General features: G+C 42.4%; 15 protein-coding genes. 10 read left to right on the top strand and 5 right to left on the bottom strand.

Annotated elements, in window-relative coordinates; genetic code table 11:
- Window positions 1-145: 145 nt before the first annotated feature.
- Both MSHOH_RS09025 and MSHOH_RS09020 read right to left on the bottom strand, forming a co-directional pair.
- Window positions 146-1,246: an AI-2E family transporter gene (locus MSHOH_RS09025; RefSeq protein WP_048139053.1), complete on the bottom strand. Its 1,101-nt coding sequence runs from the start codon at window positions 1,244-1,246 to the stop codon at window positions 146-148.
- A 513-nt stretch (window positions 1,247-1,759) separates the two neighbouring features.
- Window positions 1,760-3,988 (bottom strand): phosphoadenosine phosphosulfate reductase domain-containing protein, encoded by a 2,229-nt coding sequence (locus MSHOH_RS09020; protein WP_048139051.1) that lies wholly within the window; start codon window positions 3,986-3,988, stop codon window positions 1,760-1,762.
- A 346-nt stretch (window positions 3,989-4,334) separates the two neighbouring features.
- On the opposite strand from MSHOH_RS09020, the gene MSHOH_RS09015 reads away from it, so the two are divergent.
- Window positions 4,335-5,600 carry a geranylgeranyl reductase family protein gene (locus tag MSHOH_RS09015; protein ID WP_048139049.1) on the top strand — a complete coding sequence of 422 codons (1,266 nt, stop codon included), beginning with the start codon at window positions 4,335-4,337 and terminating at the stop codon, window positions 5,598-5,600.
- A gap of 140 nt (window positions 5,601-5,740) precedes the next feature.
- Here MSHOH_RS09015 and MSHOH_RS09010 read toward each other — a convergent pair whose 3' ends face one another.
- Window positions 5,741-6,019 (bottom strand): DUF5661 family protein, encoded by a 279-nt coding sequence (locus tag MSHOH_RS09010; protein ID WP_048139047.1) that lies wholly within the window; start codon window positions 6,017-6,019, stop codon window positions 5,741-5,743.
- A 182-nt stretch (window positions 6,020-6,201) separates the two neighbouring features.
- Here MSHOH_RS09010 and MSHOH_RS09005 point away from each other — a divergent pair, with 182 nt between their 5' ends.
- From MSHOH_RS09005 to MSHOH_RS08990, 5 genes are all read left to right on the top strand, one after another.
- Window positions 6,202-6,675 (top strand): nucleoside deaminase, encoded by a 474-nt coding sequence (locus tag MSHOH_RS09005; RefSeq protein ID WP_048139045.1) that lies wholly within the window; start codon window positions 6,202-6,204, stop codon window positions 6,673-6,675.
- Between the two features lie 355 nt (window positions 6,676-7,030).
- Entirely contained in the window at window positions 7,031-9,448 is a 2,418-nt protein-coding gene (gene ppsA / locus MSHOH_RS09000; protein ID WP_048139043.1) for a phosphoenolpyruvate synthase, read from the top strand.
- Window positions 9,449-9,669: 221 nt separating this feature from the next.
- The gene (locus MSHOH_RS08995; RefSeq protein WP_048139041.1) at window positions 9,670-9,864 is read left to right on the top strand and encodes a hypothetical protein; all 195 of its coding nucleotides are present in this window, start codon (window positions 9,670-9,672) and stop codon (window positions 9,862-9,864) included.
- A gap of 8 nt (window positions 9,865-9,872) precedes the next feature.
- Window positions 9,873-10,037 carry a zinc finger domain-containing protein gene (locus MSHOH_RS22725; protein ID WP_082089291.1) on the top strand — a complete coding sequence of 55 codons (165 nt, stop codon included), beginning with the start codon at window positions 9,873-9,875 and terminating at the stop codon, window positions 10,035-10,037.
- 428 nt (window positions 10,038-10,465) lie between these two features.
- Complete coding sequence (locus MSHOH_RS08990) at window positions 10,466-11,722, top strand: AlbA family DNA-binding domain-containing protein (protein WP_048139039.1); 1,257 nt, start codon at window positions 10,466-10,468, stop codon at window positions 11,720-11,722.
- 242 nt (window positions 11,723-11,964) lie between these two features.
- On the opposite strand, the gene MSHOH_RS08985 is transcribed toward MSHOH_RS08990, so the two are convergent.
- Window positions 11,965-12,603 carry a MarC family protein gene (locus MSHOH_RS08985; RefSeq protein ID WP_048139037.1) on the bottom strand — a complete coding sequence of 213 codons (639 nt, stop codon included), beginning with the start codon at window positions 12,601-12,603 and terminating at the stop codon, window positions 11,965-11,967.
- 432 nt (window positions 12,604-13,035) lie between these two features.
- On the opposite strand from MSHOH_RS08985, the gene MSHOH_RS08980 reads away from it, so the two are divergent.
- The 4 genes from MSHOH_RS08980 (at window position 13,036) to MSHOH_RS08965 (ending at window position 14,663) form a co-directional block, all read left to right on the top strand.
- A complete protein-coding gene (locus tag MSHOH_RS08980; protein WP_048139035.1) occupies window positions 13,036-13,236 on the top strand; it encodes a hypothetical protein in 201 nt (66 codons plus the stop codon).
- A gap of 50 nt (window positions 13,237-13,286) precedes the next feature.
- A complete protein-coding gene (locus MSHOH_RS08975; RefSeq protein WP_048139034.1) occupies window positions 13,287-13,544 on the top strand; it encodes a type II toxin-antitoxin system RelE/ParE family toxin in 258 nt (85 codons plus the stop codon).
- A gap of 286 nt (window positions 13,545-13,830) precedes the next feature.
- Complete coding sequence (locus MSHOH_RS08970) at window positions 13,831-14,355, top strand: DUF4870 domain-containing protein (RefSeq protein WP_052730785.1); 525 nt, start codon at window positions 13,831-13,833, stop codon at window positions 14,353-14,355.
- Window positions 14,356-14,393: 38 nt separating this feature from the next.
- Window positions 14,394-14,663: a hypothetical protein gene (locus MSHOH_RS08965; RefSeq protein WP_048139032.1), complete on the top strand. Its 270-nt coding sequence runs from the start codon at window positions 14,394-14,396 to the stop codon at window positions 14,661-14,663.
- An 83-nt stretch (window positions 14,664-14,746) separates the two neighbouring features.
- Here MSHOH_RS08965 and MSHOH_RS08960 read toward each other — a convergent pair whose 3' ends face one another.
- A complete protein-coding gene (locus tag MSHOH_RS08960) occupies window positions 14,747-15,322 on the bottom strand; it encodes a hypothetical protein (protein WP_048139031.1) in 576 nt (191 codons plus the stop codon).
- Between the last annotated feature and the right edge of the window lie 8 nt (window positions 15,323-15,330).

Here is a 15,330-nt window from a genome sequence, read left to right as displayed (position 1 = left end):
AATACTATAACCTGATTTTAAGGCTGTTTGAGGTCTGTACCCGTCAGTAGATCCTGATTAGAGGAAGTAAGGAAGAATATATGACAGTCCTAACATCCTGCAATGATATAAAACAATCCCTTTCGCTTCATTTAAGATTACTTTTTCAACCAGTCCTGCACGATTCTGCCGGATTTCTAAGGTCGGGGTCAGCCTGGGCAACCAGTTCAGGATGGATCTGCTCCTGATAAACCCTGTAAGCTGCAACGAGCGCTCCAAGGAGGATTGGGGCTGCAAAAAAACCTGCAACTCCCCCTACAAAAGCTCCTCCCAGGAAAGCGAGCATAAGCAGCATTGGATGGATCTTTGATTTCAGGCTGGTCAGGTAAGGCCTGAGAATAAGTTCAGGGGGACCATAGATTACAAGGGAAGAAACCAGAAAGAAAAGAAATGCACTTTCAAGTCCCTGCTCAAAATAACGTATTATAGCCAGGGGCACAAGCACCATATATCCGGCAAAAAGAGGGATAACCGAGGCTATAAAGATCAGGGTTGCAAGGGCAAGCACATGGGTAAATCCGAAAGCGTAAAATACAAACACTGAAGTCACGCTTACGATGAGAGCGGAATAAGCATTGCCTATGAAAACTCCTTTCAGGATAAGGTCAAGGTGAGCTGCATAACGGTTTACAATAGGCCGGTAATCTCCCGGAATTACACCAATAAAAGCACAGTAAAGTCTGTCCCCATCGGCAAGCAGAAAATAGCAGAAGAAAATAGAAACTATGAAGTTAATTACGAAAAGTCCTATGCTCCGGGCATATGCGATTAGTCCTATGCTGCCAACAGCAGGGAGCAGAGAGGTAAAAAGGTTCCAGATTGCGTTATTTATTCTTTCAACATATGCTTCCGAAATTTCCAGTGAATGTATAAAATCCAGAATTCCGCTCAGAACTGAAGTTTGGTGTTCAATAAACCAGGAGAGCTGGTTAAGAATCTCAACAATTCCGGCTCCTACAATGAACACTATAGGGATGAAAATACAGAGGCTGGCGACAAGAGATCCTATTTTTCGGTACTTTCCAAATTTTACCTGGATAGGTCTGGCAATATAAGCAAAGACTATCCCTAGAACTATTCCGTCTGCCAGGGGCAGCAGGATCAGGAAAGCAAAGAACAAAAGCACAGCTAATGCAATAGCTACTCCTATTTTCCAGCGGCTGGCAATAAGCTGGCTGACTCCGTCAGGTGGGTAATTAAGTCGCATTCTTAAGTTCCATTATAATGGGTAGATAATAGTAATTTTATCAGCTAAGTGAGGTAAAGTAATTTAATTCATAAACCGAAAAGCAAGTACTTTGAATCAGACTAAGTAAGACCGGACGTAAACTTGTTAAGCCAGACTCAGATGCAACAAGATTATATTTATTTTTTGAAATTTTCCTTGATGCACGCAAGTTCGGTTCGGTAAACAGCAGGACATATCATATATTACCAGGAAGTTTGTAATGTGTGACGTTGAAGTGACCGGGTAAGATTACTGGTATAGTATGAAAATATAATTAGGAACTATTTAAAAATATCATAGAAATATGAAAAAGAAGCAAATTCAGACCTGAGAATTGAAGTTTTAGCCACTCAGGTCTTTGCTCACCCAATAACACTGTCTGTCCAGGATTAAACGGCTGAAAGATTTCATTCAGGCCACTCAAGTTTCCTGAGATAATATATCCCGATTAATTCCAGATCTCCCTAATTTCTGGATTTATGTTTCTGTCATTCAAATTTTTAGCTTTTCATCCAGTTCGGGCACAATTTTAGCAAAATATCTGGTTACCACACAGGACTCCGCGCATTTCCCACATCTTATACAGGCTTCACTTACATGTGGCTTCCCTTCTTTAATTGATACCGCTTCTACAGGGCAGGCTTTTTCGCAGATCCCGCAGCCTGTACAGCGGGAAAGCCTTACAAACTGTTTTGCTGTCTCCTTTAAAATCTGGAGAGCTTTTTCTTTTGTTTCCGAACTTACAAGCAGATTTCCATTAGAGAAAAATTTCACAGTCCCGTCTCCTGTTTTTACCAGCAGCATGCCCAGCTCTTCTGCATAAACGGTCTTTCCGAGAACATTAATGAAATCTGCAGCTTCTTTTTCCCGAATACCCTTAATCCCTGCCTCAACGGAAAAACCTCCGGCTCTGCAGGGAGAAATCCCCGAAACTACTTCAATTTCAAAATCTTCAGCTTTTTCTTTCGCAAGAACAGAGATTCCGAGTTCGCCTGCCAGCCTGAGCATTTTCGGAGGCAGTTCTTTCCAGCGCCAGAACCCGTGCTCTATGAACTTTTCAGAAAGCCCGCGTGTTTTTGCCCACTCAAGCAGAAAAGCATTCCACCTGGCATGCATTTCAGGGTGCAGCTCTTTTACCCTGACATACTCGGCAGCAAGGGCAGATGGGCAGAGCCAGCACCCTACTCTTTCAAAGCCCAGGTCATAGAGCGGATTGTATGAAAGCCCTCTCCAGTGGATATAGAGCCAGACTTCAAGTGCACGCCAGTCACGGATAGGGAAAATATTAAGCTGTGCAGGGACAAAGGGATTTGTTTCACTCGCTGCAATTCTTGCCCTTGAAAAGGATTCGTGTTTCCGCTTGCCATCTATTGTCAGGTAAGTAACTGCATTTGCAGCCCCTTTTTCAGGAAGGGAACAGCTCTCTTTTCCTGTTTCCAGATCTCCTGCCGAAGCCAGCTTGCAGACCTTGCAGCACCATCGAAAATCCTTTGCAGGAGGCCCGAACTTTTCTACCTGCTTCCAGAAAGCAGAACCTGAATTCATCTCTTCAAGCTGGACTTTCATCTCCGTGCAGAAACTTCGGGCAAAATCCACAGTCTCGGGAAATTCAATTCCCGTATTCAGGAAAAATGCCTTAAACTCCCTCTGCTTGAGGGCAGCCCTTGTCAGGTCCAGTACCACAAGGCTGTCTTTTCCCCCGCTGAAGGAAACATACACAGGCAGATCCCTGTACTCGTTCCTTGAGACAATCCCGCGGATTGCATTGATGGCATTTTTCCCCAGGGTTTGCAGATGCTTTCGATTAGCTTCTATGCATGCCTTGAGATCCGGAGTCTCGGGATGCAGGAATGCTTCGCTACTGTCAACCTTTCTAACCCTGAGAATTTTTGTTTCACTTCCGGATTGAGCGGACTCTGGCTGTTTTTCCATATCTGCAAAGTCCGTACCGTCAATGTAAGAAATCCCATACCCGCTAAGGTTACCTGCAGTCACAAGGACAAAATTCCCTGCTTTTATGTTGCCGGCAAAAGAGTCGATAAGTTCTTCGGGCACGTTTTTTCCATTAAGGTGCCTGTTTGTTTTCTTAAGCTCGACTTTTTTGCCTCCAGCGTGTTTGAGGAGGATTTTAGCTCCCTGAAGGGAAGGCTCAAAACGGTAATCCATTTGCGAAAGTTCGAAACTGAGTACTCCGAAAACGAAGCCGTCTACGATAACTTCGTCAGTTTTGTCTTCTCCGGGGATTTTATTAAGGAGAACAAGCCTGTCTCCCAGAGGATCGCAGCCAAATGACGAAATTAGCTGCCCTGCAAGAACTTCCCGCTCATAAGGAAAACATAACCTTACGTCGGCAGGCTGGGAAAGATTGAGTATCTCTCCTTTACCGCCGCAAATCCCGCACTCTCCCCCTATAAGTGGCAGGTTGCATTTCCTGCACCAGAAAATGTAATCATCTTCATATTCGAAACGCGGAGAGGACTTTTTCTTTGAAAAAGCCGCAGTTTCAGGCTGTTTTTCAGAGCCAGAGCTTTTTCTGGTAGAGTATTTCTCTTTAAAATCCCGTGACCTGCCTTCTGCCCTTTTTTCTCGGGTTTGCAGATTCTTTCTGCCCTGACTGTTTCTATTATCCTGACTTTTTCTGTCCTGACCGTTCCTTTTTTGTTTTGAGGAGCTTGAAGTCTGGTATTTTTCTTTTTTCTGATTTTCTTTTTTCTGATGCATGGAAGCCCTGACCGGTAGTTGGAAGAAATGATTAAGTATTTTATCGTTCAGTTTTCTGCAAGGATGCGTTTATCGATATATCAATATTTTGAGAGAAAGAAAGATTCGATATAGGAAAACCTGATAATACTTTAAAAGAATATTAAATTCAGCTTTATCATTAAATAGCCCGTCATTAAATATAACTTAAATCTTATATTTAAATTGTTATATTTTACAGATAATACGAGTCATGAGTATATTAAATTTCCTGAGAGGCACTAAGCTGTACTTAGAATAGATGGAAAGCTTCTCAGGAAAGTAAGCCTGTTACTCCAGTGTGACTTTAATTCGAACGTGGTAATGCATGAAGTATGATGTTGTTGTGGTAGGAGCCGGCCCTGTGGGTTCTACGGCTGCCCGTTATGCGGCAATGAATGGGGCAAAGGTTCTTCTGCTTGAAGAGCACGCCTCAATAGGGTCTCCTGTAGGCTGTACAGGACTCCTGAGCACGAGAGCTGTTGAAGAGTGCGAACTCAGGCCATCGGACGAATTTGTGTTCAATTCCGTGCGCGGGGCTTTTGTACACGCTCCTGATGGACAGTGTCTGCCTATTGATGGAAAGCGAACAAGAGCATATGTTGTCTCTCGGAAAAATTTTGATCGCACCCTTGCAGTAATGGCTGTAGAAGAAGGTGTTGAACTTTCCCTGAAAACAAGAGCTATAGGGTTTGAAAAAAATAATTCTGAAGCCGGAAACGGGATAGATAGAAGTGGTAAAGAAAAAAGCTCCCCTGTGAAGCTCAAAGTGATCAGAAACGGCAGGCCAGAAACCATATCTACATCCGTGGTTATAGGCGCGGATGGGGTAAAAAGCCGCATAGCCAGTTATGCAGGCCTTAAGAAACCTGCACGCGTGCTTCCCGGAATTCAGATCGAAGCTCCCTATGCCTCGGATGACTGTGACTTTGTAGAACTGTTCCCAGGCTCTTCAGCTCCGGGTTTTTTTGCCTGGACAGTACCCCTTGATGAAAAAGTCTCACGAATCGGGCTTGCCCTTGACCCGGGACTTGCCTGCAAAAGATGGCCTGGAGAAAACTCTCCGCTTTTCTATCTCGAAAAACTTCTCTGCTCAAACCCTCACGTAAAAGCAAGGTACTCCGGAGGCATGCTTGATTTCGTGGTTGGGGGAATTCCAATCGGTCCCCAGGAAAGAACCTTTTCTGACGGAGTCTTGCTTGCAGGCGATGCCGCAGGACAGGCTAAACCCACTTCCGCAGGTGGGGTATATACAGGGGCTTTTGCAGCAAAAATCGCAGGAAAGATTGCAGCTGAGGCCGCCCTTGAAGGAGATACCTCTGCAGGCAGGCTTTCAGAATATGATAAGCTCTGGCAAAAGGGTCTGGCAAAAGAACTCGAGATAGGCATGAAAATCCATGATTATATGGGAAGACTGGAAGACAATCAGTTGAACGAGCTTATAGGCTCGTTAAATACCCCTTCCATCCTTAACACAATCACCGAATATGGAGACATGGATCACCCGTCTGTCCTTATGAGAAAACTGATGTTTTCAGGAAACTCTTTGAGGCTCATGAAGGCCTTCGGGACATTTGTAAAGACTCTCTTTTAAAATGATCAGCCTTTGGAATTTTGTCACGCTCGACGAAGGAGAGCGGCCTAGCAGACAAAAGGGAAGAAAGAAGAGCAAAAATAGAGAAAAATAAAAGCTAAAAATGAAATAATGTTTTTAAAATAATGCTTTTTTAGGGCTCAGTGTTCGGATTTTTCCCAATATTCTTCGGCTTCTTCTTCCATTTCCTCCAGCCTGTCGTAATAGTCCGGAAACTCGTTAAGGTGAGCCAGCGCGATCTTTCCTGTCATTATAGGGTCATCGTTTGTAACATTTGTTGCCGGATCTCTTGTCCCATGCTCGAGTTCCACGTCCATGCCTCTGCGGAACTGGTCAATATCAAATTTGTCCCAGGTTATTCCTAGTTTTTCCCCGACCGCCTTTGCTTCTTCAGCGGTAAAACTTTTAGTTGTCAACATTATCACTCCGGATAATGATTTCATCTGTCTTTGTACTTAAGGTTTGTTCTGCAAGACATCCTTTTTTCGATTTTTCCTTTCGCAATGGGTTTTATTTCCGGTATAAAGCTCGATCTGCCTCTAAAGGACATATAATATCATTATATTTATCACATAGATGAAAAAATAAATGAAGGAGCTATATGTCAGAAAAAGATCTCATGTTTGTAAGGCGTGCCATTGAGCTTTCTCTTGAGAATGTAAAAAGGGGAGGGGGGCCTTTTGGTGCTGTGGTAACAAAAAACGGAAAAGTAATCTCAGAAAGTTGCAATCAGGTCACCTTAACCAATGATCCGACTGCACATGCCGAAATCGGCGCCATAAGAGAGGCAGCCCGAAAACTGAATACCTTTGATCTCAGCGGATGCAGCATTTATATTTCCTGTGAGCCCTGCCCTATGTGTTTTGGGGCCATTTACTGGGCAAGGATAGATAAGGTCTTTTTTGCCGGCACAAGATTTGATGCTGAGAATATTGGTTTTGATGACTCTTTCATATATGAGGAAATCTCACGCCCTATTCAGGAACGAAAAATTGAGTTCAAACAGCTTCTCAGGGAAGAAGCCCTTGAAGCTTTCAGGGCGTGGGAAAAATCCGAAAATAAAGTGGAATACTGAAACTGGGAAAAAGGTAGAGTACCGAACGGCCCGAATCCTCAATAGTTTAACTTCACGCTTTTTTACTCTATACAATACTCTATACAAAATACCTTACGGAAAAAATTCGTCTGAACCTGGCTTTTTTATTTTTTTAGTTTTAGCCGGTACCTTAGTTTAATTTTTATTAAGTAGGAAAACAAATTTCTCTCATTAAAACATAATTAATGTGGGGTATAAAATTTGGTCAGGAGAGGTTTCTGTTCAGGTGTCAATTTGCACTTTTGAGAAACTTTTCCACAATATCACTAAACTTTAAATGTTATGCAGTACTTACTTAGTTCACACAAAACCTTATGAGGAGATTTCGGGGAATATGCCTGGAGATAAAAACAAATACATCCGCTGGTTTGAGGAGACCACTATTGAGGACGTGCCGCTGGTTGGCGGGAAGAATGCCTCAATAGGGGAGATGTACAGAGAACTTACTTCAAAAGGGGTGAGGATTCCTAATGGCTTTTCAGTTACTGCTGATGCTTACTGGCACATGCTGGAAAAAGGAGGAATCCTGGAAAATCTCAAGAAAACAATGGAAGGGCTTGATACGTCGGATGTATCAGACCTTGCAAAGAGGGGAAAGGCTGCAAGAGACCTTATTCTTGATGCAGGACTTCCTGATGACCTCTGGCAGGAGATTAAAGGGGCTTATGACCGCCTCTGCGAGCAGTACGGAGAGAATACGGATGTAGCTGTAAGGAGTTCGGCAACTGCTGAAGACCTGCCAACCGCTTCTTTTGCCGGGCAGCAGGAAACTTACCTCAATATCCGGGGATATCCCGGACTCAGGGACGCCTGTATACGCTGCTTTGCTTCTCTTTTTACGGACAGGGCCATTTCCTATCGTGTAACCAATAATTTTGATCACTTCAAGGTAGCCCTTTCCATAGGAATAATGAAAATGGTCAGGTCTGACCTTGCATCAAGCGGAGTAATTTTTACTCTGGATACGGAGACAGGTTTCAGAGATGTCGTTTTTATTACCGGGGCATATGGGCTCGGAGAGAATATCGTGCAGGGGCAGGTCAACCCTGATGAGTTCTATGTATTCAAGCCCACTTTCCGGGAAGGGTATAAGCCGATCATCCAGAAGAAGCTGGGAAGCAAAGAAATCAAGATGATTTACGGCAGAGGTGATTCCAAGGTTCTTACACGGAACGTGGAGGTTCCCGAAGCTGATAGGCTGCGTTTCTGTATTAGTGATGACGAGGTGCTCAAGCTTGCCGAATATGCAATCGATATCGAAGACCATTATTCTAACAAATACAGGGAATCCAGGCCCATGGATATTGAGTGGGCAAAAGACGGCATAACAGGGGAACTCTTCATAGTGCAGGCGAGGCCCGAAACCGTTCAGTCCCAGAGAGAGAAAGATGTGCTGGAGACTTATGTCCTTGAAGAGAAATCCGAAGTCCTTGCAAAAGGCAGGAGCGTGGGAGACAAGATCGCCTCCGGAAAAGCCCATGTAATTCCTGACGTTTCTGACCTGCCCTCTTTCAGGCCAGGAGAGATCCTTATTGCGGACACTACTACTCCTGACTGGGAGCCAGTTATGAAAACCGCAGCCGCGATAGTCACGAACAAGGGAGGCAGGACCTGTCATGCCGCTATCGTCAGCCGTGAACTTGGAATTCCTGCGGTTGTCGGGGCTGGGAATGCTACCGAAGTCCTCGAAACGGGCAGGGAGATCACGGTGAGCTGTGCCGAAGGAGAAGACGGGCTTGTATACGCAGGCATACTTCCTTTCCACAAAGATACTATCAGCCTGAAAGATCTGGAGCGACCCAGAACCGAACTAATGATGAACCTTGGAAATCCTGAAAGCGCTTTTGCCCTTTCCATGATTCCTAATGACGGGATAGGGCTTGCAAGGCTCGAATTCATTATCACGAGCTATATCAAAGTCCATCCTATGGCTCTTGTGCATCCTGAAAAGGTGAAAGATCCGCGAGAACTGGGGGAAATAGAAAAACTGACGCGGGGATATGAAAAAAAGGAAGATTATTTTGTCGAGCAGCTTTCCAGAGGGGTAGGGATGATTGCAGCGGCTTTTTACCCGAAGCCTGTTGTGGTCAGGATGAGCGATTTCAAAACCAACGAATATGCAAGCCTTGTTGGGGGCAGCTATTTTGAAATGGAAGAAAATAATCCCATGATAGGGTTCAGAGGAGCTTCCAGATACTTTGACGAACGCTACAGAGAAGGTTTTGCCCTTGAGTGCAGGGCTATGAAAAGGGTCCGGGGTGAAATGGGGCTTACAAACCTTATTCTTATGGTTCCCTTCTGTCGGACTGTTGAAGAAGCAAGGAAGGTTGTTGCCGAGATGGAAAAAAACGGGCTCAGGCGAGGAGAAAACGGACTTCAGGTCTATGTTATGTGCGAAATTCCCAATAATGTCCTGCTCGTCGACGAATTCAGTGAATTCTTTGACGGTTTTTCCATAGGCTCAAACGACCTGACCCAGCTGACTCTTGGGGTTGACCGTGATTCCGAACTGCTTGCTGCAGAATTTGATGAGCGGGACCCTGGAGTCATGAAAATCATGTCTATGGCAGTGCAGGGAGCAAAACGGAATGGAAGGCACAGCGGGATCTGCGGGCAGGCCCCGAGCGATTTCCCTGAGATTGCAGAATTCCTGGTAAAAGAGGGAATTGACTCTATTTCCCTTAATCCGGACTCTGTTATGAAAATCACCCTGAAGGTTCTCGAAACTGAAAAGGAGCTCGGGAAGAATTGAAATGTACCAGAGAATCCGCCAACTTATTTTTTATGAAGTCGGCCAGGTTTTCAACTGATGAATGTTCATGGCGGTTTATCAGCGGCTGCTTATGAATTTCTATATGTCTCTGCAGAATATAACAATATCTGAGTTAAATAGCTTATTTTGCAGGGAAATCTATATATGTGATATAAAATTATATATAATTGGTGTGAAAAATCAAAAGGAAGTAATCAACTATGCAAAAAGTAACCATAATAGAAAATGCAGGGGACAAAAAAGAGTCGGAGCATACACTTTTTTTAAAAAGATGTCCTGAATGCCATTCCAAACTCGAAAATGATCTTTTTAACGGATTTCAATATTGTACTGTATGCGGATACTGGACAAGAAAAGAAACTGCAAGACTTGAGCCATTGATGATTCTGGAGTGAGTAAAGATATGTTTGATCTCCCTTCGAAATGTGTCAGGTGTGGCACACCTCTTAAAAGACAGGTAATTGGCTCGAACAGCTTTTACTATTGCAGAAAATGCGGGTGCACATCTTCAATTACATCTTTCGGCGCCTCCATCGAATCTGAAGTCCAGGGAATAGCGAACATTTAAGAGAACATAAAAGGATAACCGATTTCTCTAACCGATATTAATCTCTCAGACCAGATAAAGATCAGGTAATAAAGCTTATGAGATGGTTAATATCAAATATAATTTTAAATCTAATTTCAGGCAAACCGGCTCGAATCAATAATTGTTTAAATTCGAAGCAGTTTCCTTTTTTGAACCATTTTCTCTGTTTTTTTCCGGGCCTTTTAGAATGTTTCCGGATCGACACTCCAGTTCGGACTTAAATTCAGATTTAAGAACATCAACCGCATAACAGAGACAAATTTCCGGTTCCCAATAGGAAAATTAGATTTTAAGTAACCTGAATAGAAAAAATATATGAGTTTTAAAACTCAATACGCAACATTAATTTTAACAATGTATCAACATGAAGTAACCCTAACATCAGAAACCCCCTCTGTTTGATCCGCATGGTTGAAAAAGAAATAGATTCCTTATGCAGTCAGTATGGACTGAAACCGACAAATCTTTCGGACCTTACTTTAAAGGTCAATTTTCCTGACCCTGATATGGAACATGGCTTTTCGGCAGAAGAAAATTCTTTTTATCTCTCCCTTTACCAGGAATTAAACGCAGCCAGTTCTCCCCCTGGGGAAGGTTATTCTTCAGCTTACATTCAGCTTGTTCTCGATCCCGAAAAGGTAAGTTCGGAGTATCTTGCAGACTTTTTTAATAATCCTCTCGGCCTGAAGATCAGGAAGGCCTGGGAAGCAAGGGGTTTTATCCTGAGACCTGAAGTCCGGAAAGCTGATGTTCCGGTTATGGAGTCCACACAGGCTTCTGACCTGAACGGTCCTGCCTTTTTTTCAGAAAAATCTGGGTTTTCGGAGGCTTCTCCCATTGCGGCAGATGACATCGCATTTGAAGGAAAACTTTCGATTGAGAGTATGTGTGAGGGAACCTGGGAAAGGACTTCTGTATTTTCGGAAGCTGCTGTTTCCCCTTTTCCCGGGATTCTACCTATTCCGAATGTGGATCTCGACTCCCTTATGCATAGCAAACTCTATCTCCCTGACCTGCAGGTCCAGCTTGAGGTCCTTAAAATCAAAGCTCTCACAAAAGAACTTATTTCCCAGCTAAGTGTGTTCGAGTGCAGGCTTTCAACTTACCCAAAAAGTATAACCCATATCCGCAAGAAGCTTGAACTCATACGGGAGGCCGTGAAGCTTGCAAACGATTCCGATTACATCCTGGAATTGATTCGGCGCGGAGAGAGCAAGAGACTTGAGTTCAAGTCCACACTGCGTATGAACCTTATCACCGGAAAACCTGACTGGAACATTGAACACGCCGTCCTGAAGACAATAGTCGCTTACCTGAACACCGATGGTGGCATCCTTCTCGTCGGTGTTTCCAACAGCGGGGAAGTCCTTGGAATCAAAAACGACGGTTTTCTTAGTGAGGACAGGTTCCTCCTGCACTTCAAACAGCTCATAAAACAGCATATAGGCCTTAACTACGCTCCCATGATAGAGTATACCCTTGTGCCTGTAAACGGTAAAGAAGTCTTGGAGATCGACTGTAAAAAAAGCGACGAAGCTGTTTTCCTTAAGCCGGATAAAAACGACGAAGAGTTCTATATCCGCATAGGCCCTTCAAGCGAAAGGCTTACGGGCAGTAAACTGATCGAATATGTTAACAGAAGGTATAACGGAAAATCGGGTTAACTGGTCTTTCCTTATAACTCTGTCAGTTGATTTGTGGTAATCCTTAACAATTATGATAACTCTTGATAGCTCAGTCTGAAAAATTCTGCCTGTTTAACCTGCATGTCCTGGAATTTGAGGATTTAACAATTTTTGGTTAGGAGTTTCTGGTTTAAGAAATGAACTACCCCTCCCTGCTTTCTGATGAAAGTGAGGAAGGGGACTTCCCGCCTTAGAGTTAAAAACTCTCAAACCTGAAGGTTTCAAAGAACCGGCTGGAATATGTTTATTATTCCTGTAGCCGTCAGGTCAACAGCAAGCGCTGCGAGTAAAAGCCCCATAAGTCTTGTAAAGACAAGCATTCCGTTATATCCTATGAACTTGTGGAGCCTCCTTGAGAAATAAAAGACAATCAGGCAAATTACAAATGTAAGTATAATTGAAATGACTACAATTACTTTTTGTTGAACACCGTCTGCCATTCCCATAAGAACGATTACCGTGCTGATCGTACCCGGTCCTGTCAGGAGCGGAAGGCCTATTGGAAAGACCCAGATATCTTCCCTTTCCTGAGACTGAGAAATTTCTTCTTCGGTGATGCTTTCTCTTGAGACCTTTGCGTGCATCATGTCAAATGCGATACTGAAAAGCAGGAGTCCTCCGGCTACCCTGAGAGAGTCCACACTGATGCTGAATAGTTTAAGTATCATACTTCCAGTAACTGCAAAAAAGAGGGCAATTACACATGCAAGTGTCACCGCTTTTTTGGCAATATCATTTTTTTCTTTGTGAGTCATCTTGCTTGTCAGGGAGATAAAAGTTACAACTCCGCTGATAGGGCTTACAACTACAAAGATGGATGAGAATACATAGATGAAAAACCCGAGGTTTTCGGCTACCATTTTTTTCTCCTGCTCATTTACAGACTCCAGATCTGTATGTATAATTTTATCATTCTTATAATATTTATCTTTTTAATTCTGTCAGATTTTTTATATTCTCTTTCTTAAAAGTAAAATATAAAAGTAAAATGTAAAAGTTAAAACAATATAATCTGGATAACCAGAATTTAAACTTATCCAGACTGTTTAATTTCACGACAGCGTTATCTCATGAGATGTTTTACGACTATATTATTGTACGATACTTTGATGAGGAAGTAAGAAGATACTTTCTACCAGGAAATTCTATGCATTATGGAAACAGTATGCATGGAACATTTAAGGATAATTTTTATGGGATAACTCTTAAAAGATATTTTACTATATTGATAACGAATACCGATTTACTAATGAGTACCGATTTACAAATTATATAAGTAAGGCAGTGTTCCGATGACCGGGGAGAAAATCGATAAAAAAATCTTTGAAGAGCTCAATTTCATAAAGAAACAGCTTGCAGAAATAAAGGAGCATATGGTAGACATAGATGTCCTGCTAACTTCAGAAGAAAAAGAGCTTGTTTTCAGAAGTTTTGAAAATGAGGCAAGAGGAAAGCTTGTACCGTTAAAGAAACTCGAGAAAATGAAAATCTAAATAAACTTAAATATAAAGATCTAAATAAGCTTGAAAAATGAGGGTCTTAAGTGTTCGAAGTTTTTTTTGATATCCCTGCGCAGGACTTTATGCAGAATGCAGATGAGAGTGTGCATTCCCGGGTCAGGGAAACCCTTGAAGAGCTTGCCCTTGATCCCGTGCCTCAGGGTGCAAAAAGAATTATCGAAAGTCAGGAAAAAATATTCCGGCTCAGATCCAGGCATTTAAGGCTGCTTTATAGAGTTGATTACGAAAAAAGAACCCTTGTAGTAATTACAATAGAACCCCTGAGCCGAATGTACAGATAATCGGAACATGGTTTTATTATAATTTCTTTTTTTATCTACCCTTTTTCTATTTCCTCTATTATGTATTTCCTCTACCTCTATTATCTCTATATACCTGGTGGCAGGTTTTTAATTTTTTGATACTTTCCTGCAACTGGTAAGAATAATTTTGATAAGAATTACTTTTATAGAGAGATATTTCGATAAGAACGGTTTTTGTATAATTAGAATTATAATAATAGCTAATTTATGGTTTTAAGCTAGCCAATTTAGTAAATTATAGGCTGATTTAAGAATTACAGTTAAAATGAACCATATTTATTGGATAAATTTCAGTCATGGGGGGTCTGTACTGAAAGCTGAACCGGAAAGTGAAATTGGAAGTGAGATTGCATCTTCAAGGACATCTGTGGGTTTGAAAGAAAACATAGAAGGATTTTTATGTTATTTTCTGACCTGGTTGACAGGTCTGATTTTCTTTGTACTTGAGACCAAGAGCAAACTGGTCAGATTTCACGCAATGCAGTCTTTTTTGACCTTTACAATTCTCGCAATAGTAATCAGTGCCCTGCAAACCTTTTTTGGTACCGAGACCAACAGGTTTATCGATTATTTCCTTGTCAACCTCAACCCTGCACTGCTTATATATATTTTCATACATAACCCCAGCACAGTTATCGACCATTTATTTGACGGAATGCTGGTTCTAAGCCTGTTCCCGTTTTTCCTGTGGCTTTTCCTTATGTATAAAACATACAGGAGACAGAGATACATATTGCCTGTAGCCGGGGACCTTGCAGAAAAAGTAGTTGGAAGTGTATACAATCCGTAGTCAAAACAACCTTTAATATTTAAAAAGGAGGTCCTTAAATGGTACAAATCAAATCCTTAAATAGTACATCTCTGGCAAAAGTCCTCGGGCTTATGTATCTGATTCTTGCAGTTATCTTTTCGCCGTTTATTCTTCTTATGGCAAGTGCAGGGGGGCAGATTGGTCTTACCGAAAGTGTAATTATGATTCTAGCAATCATTCTCTTTTATGGAATTGCGGGAGGAATAGGAGGATTCCTTATTGGAGCCATATATAATTTTATCGCGAAGAGATTTGGCGGCATCGAAATGGAACTTGAAACTGCCTGAATCGGGCTTCCATATGGCTTAAGATTGGCTTAAAAGCTATGCCTTTCTATTATTTTCCCTTATCTTTTTCTCTGTATTTTTCCTTATCTTAAAAAAGCCGAAAGTTTTGTTTGCTCAATTTTCTGAACTGGCTCTTCTTGCAGGGTTTCTTGCAGTTCTTCACGTGCCTGTCCCTTTCCTTTTTGCAGGCTGTTTTCCGAGAATCCGGCTAGAAAATGGCTTTCGTCTTCCAGGACCAGCGAGTTCCTGTAGTAATGTACTGTTTTCTCCTGCCAGTTTCCCGGGATAAGCAGAAACTTCATACCTTTTTTCTGCTCATTCCATTCCCAGACTTCGGAGTGGTAAAAAATAGCTACTAACTGGCTTGAGAGCTGAGCATACGGAACCTCAGATCTGAGCCTGTAAAGAAATTTGCCTATGCCTTCCTTTTCAGTCCCCGTATACAATTTTTCTGCGTCGTTTGCCAGGTCTTTCCATTCTCTATCCTGCATGAACACATGGAGCTTGTCCAGGTGGCTGCAACTAACTTTCTCGATTCTGGGAAAAAGGGCATTCCTGAATTTCCTTTTTATGAAGATATTTCCCTGGCTGTCTATCCGCCAGGAAAAAGCCTTCTCTTTTGGTCCAAGGGTGTGGGATTGGGACCAGGAGGCAACCATACGGAATA

This window comes from Methanosarcina horonobensis HB-1 = JCM 15518, assembly GCF_000970285.1.
GTDB classification, from domain to species: Archaea; Halobacteriota; Methanosarcinia; order Methanosarcinales; family Methanosarcinaceae; genus Methanosarcina; species Methanosarcina horonobensis.
The sequence above is the reverse complement of the archived record's forward strand: the minus strand, read 5'-3'. Positions and strand labels throughout refer to the sequence as shown.